Source organism: Acidocella sp. (genome assembly GCF_035535915.1).
Lineage (GTDB): Bacteria > Pseudomonadota > Alphaproteobacteria > Acetobacterales > Acetobacteraceae > Acidocella.
Genome location: NZ_DATLPB010000052.1, coordinates 1 through 15,127, shown reverse-complemented (window position 1 = coordinate 15,127; position 15,127 = coordinate 1). Strand labels below are relative to the sequence as shown.

Sequence of the window (15,127 nt, the reverse complement as noted above, 5' to 3'; positions counted from 1 at the left end):
TAATATTGCGTAAATGAAATATAAGCCCTCGCCCGTGAGCGGCGCTCCTCCGGACGTGCCGATGTGCCGCGCGTCTGATGGCCCGCGCGGCGCCTCATTCTCTTTCTATTGTATGGTTTTACAGGACGATAGGGCTTTGCGCGCCGTCCATGCTCACTGTGACGCCGGTGATGTAACCGGCCTTTTCGGAGGCCAGGAACAGGGTGGCGTTGGCCAGATCCTCGGGCGAGGCCATGCGGCCCATCGGGATGCGGCTGACGGCTTCGGCGCGGGCCTGTTCGAGGCTGATCTGCTCAAGCCGCGCGACGGAGGCGAATCCCTCCGCGACGCGGTCGGTTTCGGTGAGGCCGGGATTGAGCCCGACCACGCGCACGCCGCGCGCCGCATAAGCATGGCCGAGCCCGGCGGTGGCCAGCATGAGCGCGGCGTTGGCCGCGCCGCCGGCAATATGCACGGCGGAGGCGATCTTGCCGCCATTGCCGATGATGTTGACGATCACGCCGCGGCCGCGTGCGGCCATCAGCTTGATCACCGGGTCGATGACATGAATGTAGCTGAAATATTTGGCGTCCATGGCGGCATGCCAGGCAGCCGGCGACAGCTCATCGGGCGGGGTGCGGCGGGCCGCGCCGGCGCTGTTGACGAGGATGTCGAGCGGGCCGATGGCCTCTTCCGCCCGGGCCACCAAAGCGGCGGCTTCAGCCGCGTCGACCAGGTCGGCCGTGAAACCGACCGCGCCCGGCAGCTCGGCCAGGGCCTTGTCGATATTCTGCTGATTGCGTGAGCAGATCGCCACGCGCACGCCCTCGGCGCGCAACGCTTTGGCGCAAGCCAGACCGATCCCCTTGGAGCCGCCGGTGACGAGAGCGGCTTTTTGTGCGAGCCCGAGATCCATGTGAACCTATGCTGATGCGGTGGTGGGGGTGGGAACGCCGAGCAGGATGGTCCGCAGCGCGGCAACCAGATCGTCCATCATCGCGTCGGTATGCTTCGGGCCCGGGGTGAAGCGCAGGCGCTCGGTGCCGCGCGGCACGGTCGGGTAGTTGATCGGCGTGGCATACATGCCGAATTCGCGGATCAGGCGCATCGACACTTCGGTGGCTTTGGCGGCGTCGCCGATCATCAGCGGGATGATATGGCTGGTGCTCTCCATCACCGGCAGCCCCGCCGCCTTGAATTTCTGCTTCAGCGTTTCGGCGCGGTCGAACAATCTGGCGCGGCGGGCATTGTCGGCCTTCAGGATGCGAATGGAGGCAAGGGCCGCGGCCACGGTCGGCGGCGGCAGGGCCGTGGTGAAAATGAACCCGGCGGCGAACGAGCGAATATAGTCGCAGACCTTGAAATCGGCGGCGATATAGCCGCCATGGCAGCCAAAGGCCTTGGCCAGCGTGCCCTCGATGATGGTGATGCGGTGCGCCACGCCATCGCGTTCCGAGACGCCGCCGCCATGCGCGCCATACATGCCGACTGCGTGCACCTCATCGAGATAGGTGATGGCGTTGTATTTTTCGGCGAGGTCGCAAATGGCGTGCATCGGGGCGATGTCGCCATCCATGGAATACACGCTCTCGAAGGCGATCATTTTCGGCGCGTCGGGCGGGGCGGCGGCGAGCAGGCGTTCCAGATCCGCCATGTCGTTATGCTTGAACACGTGCACCGTCGGGTTCTTCGCGCCCTTGATGCCGACGATCATGGAATTGTGGTTCTGCGCGTCGGAGAACACATGCCAGTCCGGCAGGGAGTTGAGGATCGCGGTGAGCGAGGCCTGGTTCGAGACATAGCCGGAGGTGAAGAGCAGCGCGGCGTCTTTGCCGTGCAGATCGGCCAGTTCCTCCTCGAGCGCCACATGCACCGGCGAGGAGCCGGCGATGTTGCGGGTGCCGCCGGCGCCGGCGCCCATGCGGCGGGCGGCGTCGATGGCGGCCTCGATGACCGCGGGATCGGTGCCCATGGCGAGATAGTCGTTGGCAGACCACACCAGGATATCCCGGGTCTTGCCTTCCATGGTGACGGAATAATAGGGGAAGCGGTCGGCGAGCTTCTCAAGCGCCACGAAGCGGCGGTAACGCCCTTGTGCGGAGATTTCGGCGAGGGCTTCGTCACATTTGGCGAGAAACTGGTGCATGTCCGACGATACCCAGCTGGTCAGGCCCGGCGGTCTGCGGCGTGCCGCCCGACGAGGCGGCGGCAGGAGCAGGGGCGCCTTGCGCTAACTTGTTGATCCAATTTCGGGTCCTGGGGAAAAATGCCGCAAAGCGACATTGTTTCACAGGATCCGCCTATAGGAAAACGCCCAGCGGCGGCGCAAGTCAATGAGCCAGATCAATGGCTGGCATGAGGGAAGCACGGGTGGCGGGATGCTGCGCTGCACCTAGGCGAGGAAGGAAGACTACTTTTTGTGAACAAAAAGGTGCAAAAAAACTTTGTTATGCTGGGCTCTGGGCTTTGTCGGCGACAGCGCCCAGGGCCCAGCATAGAAGAAGTTTTTGCGCCGCTTTTTTCAAAAAGCGGCTACTTACTTACTGACTTAAACCTTGCCCGCAACATACGTGCGCAGGCTTTCGACCTCGTGCTCGCTCTGGTCGATGCGGGCCTTCACGACATCGCCGATGCTCACCACCCCGATCAGGCGGCCGTCTTCGACGACCGGCAGATGGCGGAAATGCCCGTCGGTCATGATTTCCATCGCCTGGGCGACGGTGGTGGACGGCGCGGCGGTGGTCGGGTGCGGGGTCATCAGCTCCGACGCCGCCATGGCGAAGGTGTCCGCGGCGCGGCTGGCGAGATAACGGACGATGTCACGCTCGCTGAGAATGCCGACCAGTTCTCCCGCATTGGTGACGACCAGCACGGCGCCGATGCGTTTCTCCGCCAGCCGGTTGATCACGCCGCTGATTTTCATTTCAGGGGGGACTGCCACGAAACCGGGGGCTTTGTTGGCCAGGATGGCTTTCAAGGTCATCTCGGTATCCTCCAGAGTTTTTTGTCGTTGTGGTTAGTATGGGAGGAATGCCGGGCGCGAGGCAAACCATTTTTCGCCCGGAAGCATTAACAATTGCGTATGTTTGAGAAGGAGGCGGGGGGTTTGGAGATGAGGCAAGCAAGGAGAAGGCTACTTTTTGTGAACAAAAAGTAGCAAAAAAACTTTGTTAATTTGGACCCGTGCGGTTTCAACGCCTCAGGCCCAGCGTGAACAAAAGTTTTTGCGCCGCTTTTTTCAAAAAGCGGCTGCTTCCTTTCTAAGGCTTGGCCAAGGGCGCGTATAAGTCCGGCCGGCGGTCGGCGAGCAGCGTGTCGGCGCGGCGGATGGCGGCGTGATGCGCGGCGTCGGTGCTGGCGAACAGCAATTCCTCGCCCTGCCCGGCCATCGCCAGGACCGCGCCGTCCGGCCCGCAAATGCTGGACTGGCCGATATAGTCAAGCCCATGCTCGGCGCCGGTACGGTTGGCGTAAGCGACATAGACCTGGTTTTCGTAGGCGCGGGCGGGAATCACGTGGCGGGCCACCGGGTCGTAAGGCGGCGTTTGCGCGGCCGGCACCAGGATGAGGTCGGCGCCGGCCAGGGCCAGGCGGCGGGCTGGTTCGGGGAATTCAATGTCTTTGCAGATCAGCAGGCCGAGTTTTGCGCCGCCGACGGTGGCGAGGGGAAATTCCCGGCCGGTGACGTCAAACATCGCGCGGTCGTACTCGCGGCACGGATGGGACTTGCGATAATTGAGCAGGACGGTGCCGGTGGCGTCGATCAGCACGGCGGCATTGGCCACCTGGTCGCCGACCCGTTCAGGATAGCCGAAGGCCAGACCCATGCCGAGGCTCTGGGCGATTTTCTGCGCCGGGGCGAGATCCGCCGGGGCGAGGGCATGCCGGCGCGCGGCCTCGGCACCGATATTATAGCCGGAGACGTACATTTCCGGGAACAGCAGCAGCCGTGCGCCATTGGCCCGGGCCTCGGTGGCTTTCGTCTCCATCAGAGCGAACGCGGCGTCGGGACTGTTGATGACGCCAGGACCTTGGTAGAGGGCGAGCTTCATACGCTCAGGTTAGGCGAAGATTCCGTGTGTTGAATAGTGTCATTTTGGATACAAAAAGAAATAATGGTGACGAAGCCTGCGCCTGTGATTTCCGTGCCATGGGCTAACGCAGCGAAACTATCATATGGACTTTAATTTCTAACGGGGCTGCTTGCCCGGGCGGTCGCCTTTTTCGATCAAACGCGGCGCAAGTATTTTTGTTTGTCTGGGCCCGCGGCTGCGCAGCGCGGCGTTCGCTAGAGCCGGATGATTTTAGATCGAATCGCGTGGCGATCCGCTCTAAAATCTGAATCCGTCTCTAGATAAATAAGTTAGAGGGCGATTCAGACTTTAAGTCTGAACCATGAAATGGTTCGACTGAAAGTCATCGCGCTCAGACGTTGAAGCGGAACAACAGCACGTCGCCGTCCTTGACCACGTAGTCACGGCCTTCGATGCGCAGCTTGCCGGCCTCGCGGGCGCCGGCCTCGCCCTTGTAAGCGACATAATCGTCATAGCCGGTGGTCTCGCAGGCGATGAAGCCGCGTTCGAAATCGCCATGAATGACGCCGGCGGCGCCCGGGGCCTTGGTGCCGTCGATGATGGTCCAGGCGCGGGTTTCCTTCGGCCCGACGGTGAAATAGGTGATCAGGCCGAGCAGCCCATAGCCGGCGCGGATGACGCGATCCAGGCCGCTATCCTCAAGGCCGAGATCGGCGAGGAAGCCGGCGCGGTCGGCTTCGGGGAGCTGGCTCACCTCGGCCTCGATCGCCGCCGAGACGATGACATGGGCGGCCCCCTGCGCGGCGGCCATGGCGGCGACGCGCGCGGATTGCGCGTTGCCGGTGGCAGCCGCTGCTTCCTCGACATTGCACACATACAGCACCGGCTTGGCGGTGAGCAGGTTGAGGCGCCGGGCGGCCTCGGCATCGGCGGCGGAGATCGCCGTGCGCGCCGGCTTGCCGGCCTCCAGCGCGGCCAGGATCGGCTCGATCAAAGCGACATCGGCGGCGGCGTTGCGATCGTTGCTCTTGGCCTTTTTCTGCAAGGCGGGGAGGCGCTTCTGCAGGCTTTCAAGGTCGGCCAGCATCAGCTCGGTCTCCACCGTCTCGGCGTCGCGCACCGGGTCGATGCTGCCTTCGACATGGGTGATGTCGTTATCTTCGAAGCAGCGCACGACATGGACGATGGCATCGACCTCGCGGATGTTCGCGAGAAACTGGTTGCCGAGCCCCTCGCCCTTGGAGGCGCCGCGCACCAGGCCGGCGATATCGACGAATTCCAGGCTGGTGGGCACGGTTTTCACCGATTTGCCGATCACCGCCAGCGTGTCCAACCGCTTGTCGGGCACCGCGACGCGGCCGACATTCGGCTCGATTGTACAAAAAGGATAATTCGCGGCCTGTGCGGCCACGGTGGCGGTGAGCGCGTTGAACAGGGTGGATTTGCCGACATTCGGCAGGCCGACGATACCGCAGTTAAAGCCCATTTTTCTGGTCCCCTGTACGCAGAGCGATTTTGGTCATGAAATCTTCCGGCTTGCCGCCGGCGAGCAGGCCGGCCTCGTCGGCCACCGCATCCAGGCAGGGCAGCAGCCACTCCAGGTCGGCCTTGGAGAAGTCACCCAGCACGTGGCCGGTGACGCGGTCTTTGTGGCCGGGATGGCCGATGCCCAGGCGCACCCGCCAGTAATCGGGTGTGCCGAGGCGCTGATCGGTGCTGCGCAGCCCGTTATGGCCAGCCGCCCCGCCGCCGCGCTTTACCCGGATCTTGCCCGGGGCGAGGTCGAGCTCGTCATGGAACAACGTGATGGCGGCGGGCGGAATTTTATAGAACGCCGAAGCCGCTTGCACCGCCTCTCCGGAGACGTTCATGTAGGTCATCGGTTTCAGCAGAAGAATTCTGTGGCCGGCGATCTGGCCTTCGGCGGCGACACCTTTAAAGCGCTGCCGCCACGGCGAGAAGCCATGGCGGCGCGCGATCACATCAACGGCCATGAAGCCGATATTGTGGCGCTGCCGCGCCATGCCTGGCTCCGGGTTACCAAGCCCGACCCATAACAACATGGCGCGGCGACGGGGTTATTTCTTCTTCGGCGCGGCCTTGCCCTTGGCGGGGGCGGCAGCAGCAGCCGCGGCCGCGGCAGCATCTTCGGCCTGCGCCTCAGCCGAGACGGTCGGCGGGGCGACGGTGGCGATGACGAAGTCGCGGTCGAGAATGGTGGGACGGGCGTCGCCGGTGCCTTTGAGGTCGGTCCAACGGATGTTGTCGTTGATGTCCAGGGCGCCGAGATCGGCCTCGAACTTCTCCGGAATGTTGTCCGGGTCGCAGGCGACTTCAACGGTGTGGCGCACGACGTTCAGCACGCCGCCGCGCTTGATGCCGGGCGAGGTTGTGTCGTTGAGGAACACCACGGCGACGGACACGCGCACGCGTTCACCGGCGGCGAGGCGCTGGAAGTCGACATGCTCCGGCTGGTCGGTGACCGGGTGAAACTGCACGTCGCGCATCAGAGCGCGGGTCTTCTGACCGTCAACCTGAATTTCATAAAGACGCGAACGCCAGCCGCCGCGCTTCAGCTCGCGCATGACAATGCGCGGGTCGAGGGCGATCAAAGAAGGTTCCTGCTTGGCGCCATAGACTACCGCAGGCACTTTGCCCGCACGCCTCGTCGCCCGCGCCACCCCCTTGCCGGCACGCGAACGCGACTCAGCTTCGATGAGTTCGAAATTGGCCATGTTTACGCTCCTATAAATGACAAAAGCCGGCCTCCAGGGGTGCCGGCGCGGGCGGTGTAGCGGATATCAGGAAAAATTCCAAGGGGCAGGAAGGTAAGCAAGGAAAGCGCTACTTTTTGTGAACAAAAAGTAGCAAAAAAACTTTATTTACTCTCTGGGCCATGGGCGTTGTCGCTGACACCGCCCATGGCCCAGAGAGTAAAAGTTTTTGCGCCGCTTTTTTCAAAAAGCGGCTGCTTCCTTAAAGCAGCACCAGATCGTCGCGGTGAATCACCTCGTCCCGCCCGCGGAAGCCGAGCAGGGTTTCGATATCTTCCGAGCGATGGCCGGCCAGGATGGCGGCATCGGTGCTGGAATAGGCGGCGAGGCCGCGCGCCAGGCGGGTGCCGGCGGGGGAGAGCACGTCGACCGCGTCGCCGCGCTCGAAATGGCCGGAGACGGCGATGATGCCGGCGGGGAGCAGGGACGAGCCGCGGGCCAGGGCGCGGGCGGCGCCGTCATCGATGGTCAGGGCGCCTTGCGGGGCAAGGTGGCCGGCGATCCAGTTTTTCCGCGCGCTGCGGCCTTCCGGGGCAGGCAGGAACCAGGTGCAGGGGGCGCCCGCCTCGATGGCGGCCAGCGGGTTGGGGCGGTGGCCGAGCGCGATGGCCATGGCGACGCCGGATTGGGTGGCGATGCGCGCGGCCACCAGCTTGGTGCGCATGCCGCCGGAGGAATAGCCGGGCGGGGGCTCGCCACCCATGGCGTCGATCTCCGGGGTGATGGCGGCGACCACGGGAATATGTTCGGCGGCGGGATTGGTGCGGGGGTCGGCGGTGTAGAGGCCGTCAATGTCAGACAACAGAATGAGACTATCGGCCTGGAGCATTTCCGCGACGCGGGCGGCCAGGCGGTCATTGTCGCCGAAGCGGATTTCCGCGGTGGCGACGGAATCGTTCTCGTTGATCACCGGGATGCAGCCGAGGCTGAGCAAGGTGGAGAGGGTGGCGCGGGCGTTGAGGTAGCGGCGGCGGTCCTCGGTGTCTTCCAGCGTGATCAGCAATTGCGCGGCGGTGAGGTTCTTGGCCGAGAGCGCGTCCGACCAGGCCTGGGCGAGGCGGATCTGGCCGACGGCGGCGGCGGCCTGCTTTTCCTCGAGGCGGAGCTTCGGTGCGGTGAGCTGCAGCTTCTGGCGCGCCAGTGAAATGGCACCCGAGGACACCACGATGACCTGCACGCCGCGCGCGGCCAAGGCGGCGATGTCCGCGGCGATGCCGGCCAACCAGGCCTCGCGCGGCGCGGCGGTGGCGGGATCGACGATCAGCGCGCTGCCGATCTTCACCACCACCCGGCGCGCGTTGGCCAGAGAGGGGGTCATGCCTTGCGGGACGCGGTGATGATGTTCTGCACGGCGCGCAACACTTCGGGCACGCCCTGGCCGGTCACGCCGGAGGCGACCATCACGGTGGCGCCGGACGCCTTGGCGAGGGCGGCGCGGCGGGCGGAGCATTCGCGTTGGGTCATGGCATCGACCTTGTTGAGCACGATGATCTCCGGCTTGTCCACCAGCCCGCCGCCATATTCGGCGAGTTCGTGGCGGATCGTGCGCCAGGCATCGACCACGTTGCCGGCGGCGCCGTCGACGAGGTGCAGCAGCACGGCGCAACGCTCGACATGGCCGAGGAACCGGTCGCCCAGGCCGGTGCCTTCATGCGCGCCCTCGATCAGGCCGGGAATGTCGGCAAGGATGAATTCCTCCGACATCGACAGGCGCACGACGCCGAGCTGCGGGTGCAGGGTGGTGAAGGGATAGTCGGCGATTTTCGGGTTGGCGCCGGAGACCGCCTTCAGGAAGGTGGATTTGCCGGCATTGGGCAGGCCGACCAGCCCGGCATCGGCGATGAGCTTCAGGCGCAGCCAGACCCAGCGCTCCTCGCCGGGCCAGCCTTTGTCGGAGCGGCGCGGCGCGCGGTTGGTGGAGGTTTTGTAGCGGGCATTGCCGAACCCGCCATCGCCGCCGCGCAGCAGCACGATGCGGCGGCCGGGCGTGTCGAGGTCAGCGAGCATGGTTTCCCGGTCGTCGTCGAAAATCTGCGTGCCCACGGGCACCTTGATGAGCAAGGTGGGCGCGGCGGCGCCGGTGCGGTCCGAACCTGAGCCGTTGCCGCCTTTTTTGGCGCGGAAATGCTGGGTGTAGCGGAAATCGATGAGAGTGTTGAGATTCTCGACCGCCTCGAACACGATATCGCCGCCGCGGCCGCCATCGCCGCCATCAGGCCCGCCATAGGCGATGAATTTTTCGCGCCGGAAGGCGGTGACGCCGTCGCCGCCGTCGCCGGATCTGAGGTAGATTTTCGCCTGGTCGAGGAATTTCATGGTCTGTTTTCAGCCAATAAAAAAGGCCGGCTTGTGCCGGCCTTTTTGTATGTGGTGCGAGGCCGGCTTACTCGGCGGCAAGCTTGACCGGGGTCACGGAAACGTGAACCCGGTTGTCGGCTTTGCGCTCGAACAGCACCGTGCCGTCGGTCAGGGCGAAGATGGTGTGGTCGCGGCCGAGGCCGACATTCACGCCGGGCTTCACCTTGGTGCCGCGCTGACGGATGATGATGTTGCCGGCGACGACGTCCTGGCCGCCGGACTTCTTCACGCCGAGGCGGCGGCCTGCGGTATCGCGGCCGTTACGGGATGAGCCGCCTGCTTTCTTATGTGCCATGTGAGGGTGCTCCTAAACTTCAGGCCGCGTTGATGGCGGAGACGCGCAGCACGGTGACATGCTGGCGGTGGCCGTTCTTGCGGCGGCTGTTCTGCCGGCGGCGCTTCTTGAAGATGATGACTTTGTCCAGACGGTCCTGCGCGATCACGGTGGCGGTGACCGAGGCGCCGGCCACGACCGGGGCGCCGAGCTTCAGGCTGCCCTCGCCGCCGACGGCGAGCACATCCGTGAAGGTGACGGTGCTGCCGGCTTCCGCCTCCAGCTTCTCAACCTTCAGCACCGCGTCGGGCGTGACGCGGTATTGTTTGCCGCCGGTGCGGATGACTGCGAACATGGGTTTCAATCCAATCTGGTATCGTCAAAAAGAATGGACGCGGCAAGGCAGGGCCTCGCCGCGAGCGAGCGGGTTATAACGGGACGGCGATGAGTGTCAATGGATTTTGCGCGGTTCCTTGCGGCCCAGGCAGTTGCGGGGCGCGCGGCAGCCCCGTATAAGCCGCCGGCGAGATGAGACGGATGGCCCGGTGGGGCGGCAGGCAATGCCGCACGCGGGGCAGTCCGGCTCCTGGAGAGGTGCCAGAGTGGCCGATTGGGGCAGTCTCGAAAACTGTTGTGGGTGCAAGCCTACCGTGGGTTCGAATCCCACCCTCTCCGCCAGTCGCTCCCAGCAGAGTGGCAGAAAGCCCAGAGAAAAAATCGTTTCGGTTTGCTCGGCCTACACTTAGGCACGCACCTACAATGCGCATTGGGGCGAATTGTCGCGGACGTAAGCTTGCGCGTTCCCTTCCAGGGGGCGCATGACGACGAGCCTCAGCAGTGTTGGGTTCCAACCGGGGGGCAGGCCCATTCATGCAGAGGATGAATAGCTCCAGGCGGCGGGATCACAATAAGGTTACCTTTTAAAAGGTAACCTTATAACTCCGTCCAATGTAAGACGACCCCTGTCGCCGTGGACGCGGGGGCCCTGCGCGACGTGCCTGATCGCAAACCTCGATTAGGTCGCGGCCGTCGAAATGACGCTTGGGCACGGGAATCCCTGAGAGCGGGAACTGACCGGGGCGTCCGTTGGCAGGCTGATTGAGTCCGAACCGTAGCTACAGGCGAGGGGCTGCCCACAAACGCTGTCGCTCGGTTTGAGAAAGGCGAGGCTGAAGCTGTCCACGGTTGAAGTCATCCGCTTCGCCCTTGACGCTGCCGACGTCGAATTCATCCCGGAGAATGGCGGCGGCGCCGGCGGTGAGGTTGAAGAAGAACGGGCTGAATACTCAGGATGTTGCGCCGACCTCGTCGACTCTTCGCAAATTATCTCGTACCTCCATCCTGGCGTCTCTTACAATACGTTCAAGATTCCGTTCTACGTTTCGCATAACCAAGAAACGAAAGACTAGCTTTAGGAGGGAAAACATCAATGGAACATATAGTACAAGACAGAAGATCTCATAAGCCTTCCCAATTGCTTCGCTTACGATGATCATTTCATGATAATGAGCCGGCCCCACGGATATCTGGTGGGATGGATTTTGAACCGCAATGAATAACAATATAACAGAGAATATGCTTGCAATGACTTGCTTATATAAGCCGCTGTAGTCGTCGGACAGCCAATCCTCCTTTCGTCTCGCGTGACGTCTTGACAGATCTGAAATATCCTCTTTTGCGATTTGTAACGTGGCCTTAGCAACGTTTAGTTGCTCGGGCGATGAATGCTGATCTTGGGCTATCGAAACCATGTCTGAGTGTAACTCTTCTAAATCCTCTTGTGCCCACGCGACTTGCCGACGGATCATGTTTTGCGCGGGCTTGCGCATGGTGGCTGTAATTGGAAATGCAAGATTTACTCCCGCTGCCAGCTGAATAATCGATTGGTAGTCAGATAGGCCTGGCATCATAACAATGGGCACGTCGTGATTCCTTTGTTCGTTTGACGAGTACAGTTTAACATGACCTTAGTTCGCCTTTATCAAGAGGGATGAGGTCGCATCACCCCCCCTAAAACAGCTACACGGCTGCTCGGCACTCGTTATTGCAACTGATGGGCAGAAGCGTCCCTTCGCCGCAGGCGCGCAGGTAGGTGACGAACCGGCCATCAGCCACGGTATAGAACTTCACGGCGAAACGTCATCAGATCGTATAGATTAGTTGCCCATCAAGCCGGAGTCATGCACGCCGCATCGAGCACGTTGAACGCAGCGGCATGTCTGGGCCGCACCTTGGCGCACCAAGGCGGTGTGTTAGTTTCTCCGTGGTATGCGTCATGCGGAGAGGTGCGTATTCTACCGAATCGGTAACGGTGACGGGTTGGATAATGCGGGCAAGACCGAAGACAAGCCCTGAAGACTATTGCAGTCCACGGGGAGGTCGCTTTCTTGGTCGGCAACCAGCCCGGCAAAGCGAAGGTCGATTTCGCAGTACATATATCTATTTTGCGGCATAGAATTGAGCGCTGTTCGAGCGATTGATAGATCCTGCGAGCCCAATCGGCCTGTGACTGTTCGAAGGTCCTTGGACTTAAAGGTCCGAAAATCTGATTCGTTGTCAGATTTTAGAAAATTGACCCTAAATCGGTGGCTTTTGTTTTGGTCGTCATTTGACCCTATAAGTATAAGTAATGTCGCCGATTCGAGAACGCTTGGAGCTCGACCATCATTTAGGATCGACAGCTCAAGAGAGCCGTCGGGTTGTGCGTCTAAGAATGCCACTCGTGGGTCAGCGACATCCGGAAGGAGCCATTTTTCTAGAATTGGAGCGGCGTTGATTGATACGGATATAATCGCAACAATCAAGCTCAGTATCGTTGGCGCTGATGACGACCAAAATCTAAAGCGTTGATATCCGCACTTTGAGCACTTCTTTGCGATGTCTGGCATTTCGAGAGCGCAGTCCGGACATCTCTTCATAGGAGGAAGCTTTCCGTCTGAGCCGCGAAACTGTTCCTGCCATTGGTCGGCTTTTGGGTTCGTGGATGCCACGAAATCCGATTGGTCTGGTGCCATCATCAGCCCCTGTTCAAGCGTTGCGTCTTTTTGTGCCGCAAGCACGTACCCAGCATGAGGGCTTGCGACAACGGGTTGTTATCGTTGATGACGGATGTGCCGCTACGTTAATGGTGTGGCAGCCCGTCCGGCGGCCGGGGCGCGCGTGCTCATTCGTGGAATCGGGCGGCATAAGCTGAGTGGCCTAAATTTTTTGGGGCATGAGAAATCGACCGGCACCATCTCCGTCGGTCTGCCCACTTAACTTATTGAAATATTTGTGGAATAGCAATTTCGGTTCGTTCGGTCTACACGTGGGCACTTGCAATGCGGATCGCGGCGCACGTGGACGAAGCCAGATTCGATAGGGTGGGGATTTAGGGAGGCGAAGGCATTGCCGATAGAAGTTGCTCGCGGAGTAGTTGCTCGATTAGAGCCGAAAGCTGGCTGACGTCGATGGTTTTATTCTGCGCGAAGACACCGTCGGCGTGGCTAAGTGCGGCTTCATAGGCATCTCGGTGGGACTGATTTGTCATAATTAGATCGATCACCGTCTTGCTGCCCGGCAGGGAGCCGCCAAATTGTAAGCATAGGCAAGCATATGCGAATGCCCGTGCCGTCCGTCCATTTCCATTCTTAAATGGATGAATCCAATTGATTTTCCACAGGGCGAAGGCGGAGACCTCAGTTTGCGTCCACGTCAACCAATTTGCCTGTAAGGTCACGCAAAACTCATCTACCAGGGCCGGAACGTCGGCAAATGGCGGTGCTTGGTAGCGGACTTCACCCAGACCGTTAACTACGCGGACGTCCTCCATGCGAAATTCACCGGGGCTATGTAGCAGAAAGATGGTCGCGGTTCGATGCAACTCCTTGAGTGCATTAACATTTGGTGCGTACGCTGACCTTGTTCCCACCAGTCCAACCTGGGTGATAACGACCTTTATAAGGGCTTCGATTACGTTGACTTGATTTGAGTAATTAAGTGCCTCGATCTCATGTGCGACGGGGCCGTTGAGGGAATCCCAATTTGAATCAAGCATTAAAAATTGCCCAAAAATAAAGCCCGGTTATTACCGGGCTTTAACAAAGAACTTTTTTGAAGATTTTACAAGCGACTAAGCGTAATTCTCGTCATCCACGTGGCCTTCGGTATCATCTAAAACCTCTTTTGCCTTCTCACGGGTTAGAGTCGAATGCGCTCCTCGCAGACCCATTATGAGGCTCAGCCGCTGCTCTCGGCGCTCCTTAGGAGTCATCCGGTGAGCGCGAGCCTGCTCAACAAGTTCAATAAGCTGCATTCTGTCTCTCCTTGCTCCATGATGAAAATCGGAGACGGTTAGTGCCTGAATCAGTCACGCCGGCGTAAAGCCGGCAAAAGCCCCAAATTTTCCGCTATGGTTAGTGTATATTGCCTCTTTTGATTCGCTTGCAAGCTGAATTTTGATGTACTACATATGCGCAGTGCTGGTCTGATACCACCACAATATGTGGTGTACATGGGAAAGTCCATGCCGGTCTTTCCTCCCCATCCGTGCTGTCTGTGACCATCCGTGTGGCTGTAGGGGGCTGGGTCCCTCCCGGCGGGGTAGTATCGCGGGCATTGCGCCCGCCCGATGATTGTCCAGCCACAAGGGGTTTTTAAGGTTACCAGGTTACCAATACGCTGCCCCGGTTGCAGCGGCCAAGAGGCTGTGGTTGGCGGCCCGAAGCCGGCGTCTCGGCGGCCTTCCCCCCCAATGCGTCATATGCGCACGGCGCGCCGAGCGCATAACCGCTATGGTGATGCGAGACCAGCCGCCATCTCGTCACGGGTTGACCATGACACAGCAGACATAGCGGACACAAACATCAGAACGCCGCGTTAGGGGCAATACCCAATCAAATCGGCAGCTATGGACCCAAACCAGCCCCCAGAGGGTCGGTCGGCATTGTCTAAGGGCGCAGTTCCGACGGCTTCGCACCCAAGTGGGCCATGCTACAGAATCGGCCGATGCCGCCGAAGCGGACGTTCTCGCATATGCGCGGCTTTACAAAATGGCGGGGGGTACAATTTGGAGGGGGGCGCGGCAAGTTTTGCCTGTGATACGAGGCAAAGGCTATCCTAAATGGAACTGAGTTGCATCCCGCAGCTCAAAATATGTGAGAATGATCGTGAACATCGCCGACGTCTTTCCGCCGCCAAACCATGTTCAAAGCCTCAATTGCAGCGAATTGCGGCGGGGGGGCTTGATCTCGCTTACACCGATTTCGATGATGAGATGTCCGGGATAAACGTCGCCATCGTGGGCCTGCCGGTGCTTCGCTGCTCTATCTGTGGCCGAGATCACTTACCGGACCGCTCGCGCGGTTTTATTGTTTATACGCACGAACAGGCAACCAAGAAGGGCATGTCGGCTATTAGCGTAACCAGGCGTAAGCTGACAGAGGAGTATCGATTTACAAACGTTTCGTTTATCTATGATCCAGATGACTACCGCTATATTTCCGGTCTTGAACGCGAGTTCGATGTGGGTTTCCTGACGCCCGTCTTTTTCAATAGGACCGTCTTACTGAACCGTTACCATTTTCTTCTTCCCCTATACCCCTGCGTGCCCCCGCAACCAATACATATCAATTAAAATAAGGCGTTAGACGAAGGCGGATATCCGCCGAGGTTTCCGCTTAAGCCTGGCTCATTTCGCCGCGAACAGCCGCCGCGCCGTGTCCTCCGCC

Annotated in this window: 15 protein-coding genes and 1 tRNA gene; 2 read left to right on the top strand and 14 right to left on the bottom strand. The window is 60.7% G+C overall.

The window, feature by feature from the left end; genetic code table 11:
* Positions 1-118: 118 nt before the first annotated feature.
* From VNC39_RS06410 to rplU, 11 genes are all read right to left on the bottom strand, one after another.
* Positions 119-895, bottom strand: a complete 777-nt coding sequence (locus VNC39_RS06410; protein ID WP_325397335.1) for an SDR family NAD(P)-dependent oxidoreductase — start codon at positions 893-895, stop codon at positions 119-121.
* Positions 896-901: 6 nt separating this feature from the next.
* Positions 902-2,125 (bottom strand): 5-aminolevulinate synthase, encoded by a 1,224-nt coding sequence (hemA, locus tag VNC39_RS06405; RefSeq protein WP_325397333.1) that lies wholly within the window; start codon positions 2,123-2,125, stop codon positions 902-904.
* Between the two features lie 402 nt (positions 2,126-2,527).
* Positions 2,528-2,962 carry a CBS domain-containing protein gene (locus VNC39_RS06400; protein ID WP_325397331.1) on the bottom strand — a complete coding sequence of 145 codons (435 nt, stop codon included), beginning with the start codon at positions 2,960-2,962 and terminating at the stop codon, positions 2,528-2,530.
* 277 nt (positions 2,963-3,239) lie between these two features.
* Positions 3,240-4,031 (bottom strand): carbon-nitrogen hydrolase family protein, encoded by a 792-nt coding sequence (locus VNC39_RS06395; protein ID WP_325397330.1) that lies wholly within the window; start codon positions 4,029-4,031, stop codon positions 3,240-3,242.
* 373 nt (positions 4,032-4,404) lie between these two features.
* Complete coding sequence (ychF, locus tag VNC39_RS06390; RefSeq protein WP_325397328.1) at positions 4,405-5,499, bottom strand: redox-regulated ATPase YchF; 1,095 nt, start codon at positions 5,497-5,499, stop codon at positions 4,405-4,407.
* On the bottom strand, positions 5,489-6,076 hold the full coding sequence (gene pth / locus VNC39_RS06385) for an aminoacyl-tRNA hydrolase (protein WP_325352720.1): 588 nt from the start codon (positions 6,074-6,076) through the stop codon (positions 5,489-5,491). Before pth ends, ychF begins: the two co-directional genes overlap by 11 nt.
* 15 nt (positions 6,077-6,091) lie before the next feature.
* Positions 6,092-6,748 carry a 50S ribosomal protein L25/general stress protein Ctc gene (locus tag VNC39_RS06380; RefSeq protein ID WP_325352722.1) on the bottom strand — a complete coding sequence of 219 codons (657 nt, stop codon included), beginning with the start codon at positions 6,746-6,748 and terminating at the stop codon, positions 6,092-6,094.
* A gap of 241 nt (positions 6,749-6,989) precedes the next feature.
* Positions 6,990-8,105, bottom strand: a complete 1,116-nt coding sequence (gene proB / locus VNC39_RS06375) for a glutamate 5-kinase (RefSeq protein WP_325397325.1) — start codon at positions 8,103-8,105, stop codon at positions 6,990-6,992.
* Positions 8,102-9,103, bottom strand: coding sequence for a GTPase ObgE (obgE, locus tag VNC39_RS06370; protein ID WP_325397323.1), 1,002 nt, complete (start codon positions 9,101-9,103; stop codon positions 8,102-8,104). The genes proB and obgE overlap by 4 nt, the downstream gene beginning before the upstream one ends.
* Positions 9,104-9,170: 67 nt before the next feature.
* On the bottom strand, positions 9,171-9,440 hold the full coding sequence (gene rpmA, locus VNC39_RS06365; RefSeq protein ID WP_325397321.1) for a 50S ribosomal protein L27: 270 nt from the start codon (positions 9,438-9,440) through the stop codon (positions 9,171-9,173).
* A 19-nt stretch (positions 9,441-9,459) separates the two neighbouring features.
* On the bottom strand, positions 9,460-9,774 hold the full coding sequence (gene rplU / locus VNC39_RS06360) for a 50S ribosomal protein L21 (RefSeq protein ID WP_325397319.1): 315 nt from the start codon (positions 9,772-9,774) through the stop codon (positions 9,460-9,462).
* A 233-nt stretch (positions 9,775-10,007) separates the two neighbouring features.
* Here rplU and VNC39_RS06355 point away from each other — a divergent pair.
* Positions 10,008-10,097 (top strand) — tRNA-Ser (locus VNC39_RS06355).
* A gap of 608 nt (positions 10,098-10,705) precedes the next feature.
* Here VNC39_RS06355 and VNC39_RS06350 read toward each other — a convergent pair.
* From VNC39_RS06350 to VNC39_RS06340, 3 genes are all read right to left on the bottom strand, one after another.
* Entirely contained in the window at positions 10,706-11,341 is a 636-nt protein-coding gene (locus VNC39_RS06350; RefSeq protein WP_325397317.1) for a hypothetical protein, read from the bottom strand.
* 1,448 nt (positions 11,342-12,789) lie between these two features.
* Entirely contained in the window at positions 12,790-13,455 is a 666-nt protein-coding gene (locus VNC39_RS06345) for a Fic family protein (protein WP_325397315.1), read from the bottom strand.
* A gap of 75 nt (positions 13,456-13,530) precedes the next feature.
* Positions 13,531-13,713, bottom strand: a complete 183-nt coding sequence (locus VNC39_RS06340) for a hypothetical protein (protein ID WP_325397313.1) — start codon at positions 13,711-13,713, stop codon at positions 13,531-13,533.
* A gap of 807 nt (positions 13,714-14,520) precedes the next feature.
* On the opposite strand from VNC39_RS06340, the gene VNC39_RS06335 reads away from it, so the two are divergent.
* Positions 14,521-15,033, top strand: a complete 513-nt coding sequence (locus VNC39_RS06335) for a hypothetical protein (RefSeq protein ID WP_325397311.1) — start codon at positions 14,521-14,523, stop codon at positions 15,031-15,033.
* The last annotated feature ends 94 nt before the right edge of the window (positions 15,034-15,127 follow it).

What these genes read in the sequence shown, in the direction of transcription:
- VNC39_RS06410 (WP_325397335.1), bottom strand. Translation starts at nt 895, where the DNA reads ATGGATCTCGGGCTCGCACAAAAAGCCGCTCTCGTCACCGGCGGCTCC.
- hemA (WP_325397333.1), bottom strand. Translation starts at nt 2,125, where the DNA reads ATGCACCAGTTTCTCGCCAAATGTGACGAAGCCCTCGCCGAAATCTCC.
- VNC39_RS06400 (WP_325397331.1), bottom strand. Translation starts at nt 2,962, where the DNA reads ATGACCTTGAAAGCCATCCTGGCCAACAAAGCCCCCGGTTTCGTGGCA.
- VNC39_RS06395 (WP_325397330.1), bottom strand. Translation starts at nt 4,031, where the DNA reads ATGAAGCTCGCCCTCTACCAAGGTCCTGGCGTCATCAACAGTCCCGAC.
- ychF (WP_325397328.1), bottom strand. Translation starts at nt 5,499, where the DNA reads ATGGGCTTTAACTGCGGTATCGTCGGCCTGCCGAATGTCGGCAAATCC.
- pth (WP_325352720.1), bottom strand. Translation starts at nt 6,076, where the DNA reads ATGTTGTTATGGGTCGGGCTTGGTAACCCGGAGCCAGGCATGGCGCGG.
- VNC39_RS06380 (WP_325352722.1), bottom strand. Translation starts at nt 6,748, where the DNA reads ATGGCCAATTTCGAACTCATCGAAGCTGAGTCGCGTTCGCGTGCCGGC.
- proB (WP_325397325.1), bottom strand. Translation starts at nt 8,105, where the DNA reads ATGACCCCCTCTCTGGCCAACGCGCGCCGGGTGGTGGTGAAGATCGGC.
- obgE (WP_325397323.1), bottom strand. Translation starts at nt 9,103, where the DNA reads ATGAAATTCCTCGACCAGGCGAAAATCTACCTCAGATCCGGCGACGGC.
- rpmA (WP_325397321.1), bottom strand. Translation starts at nt 9,440, where the DNA reads ATGGCACATAAGAAAGCAGGCGGCTCATCCCGTAACGGCCGCGATACC.
- rplU (WP_325397319.1), bottom strand. Translation starts at nt 9,774, where the DNA reads ATGTTCGCAGTCATCCGCACCGGCGGCAAACAATACCGCGTCACGCCC.
- VNC39_RS06345 (WP_325397315.1), bottom strand. Translation starts at nt 13,455, where the DNA reads ATGCTTGATTCAAATTGGGATTCCCTCAACGGCCCCGTCGCACATGAG.
- VNC39_RS06340 (WP_325397313.1), bottom strand. Translation starts at nt 13,713, where the DNA reads ATGCAGCTTATTGAACTTGTTGAGCAGGCTCGCGCTCACCGGATGACT.
- VNC39_RS06335 (WP_325397311.1), top strand. Translation starts at nt 14,521, where the DNA reads ATGGAACTGAGTTGCATCCCGCAGCTCAAAATATGTGAGAATGATCGT.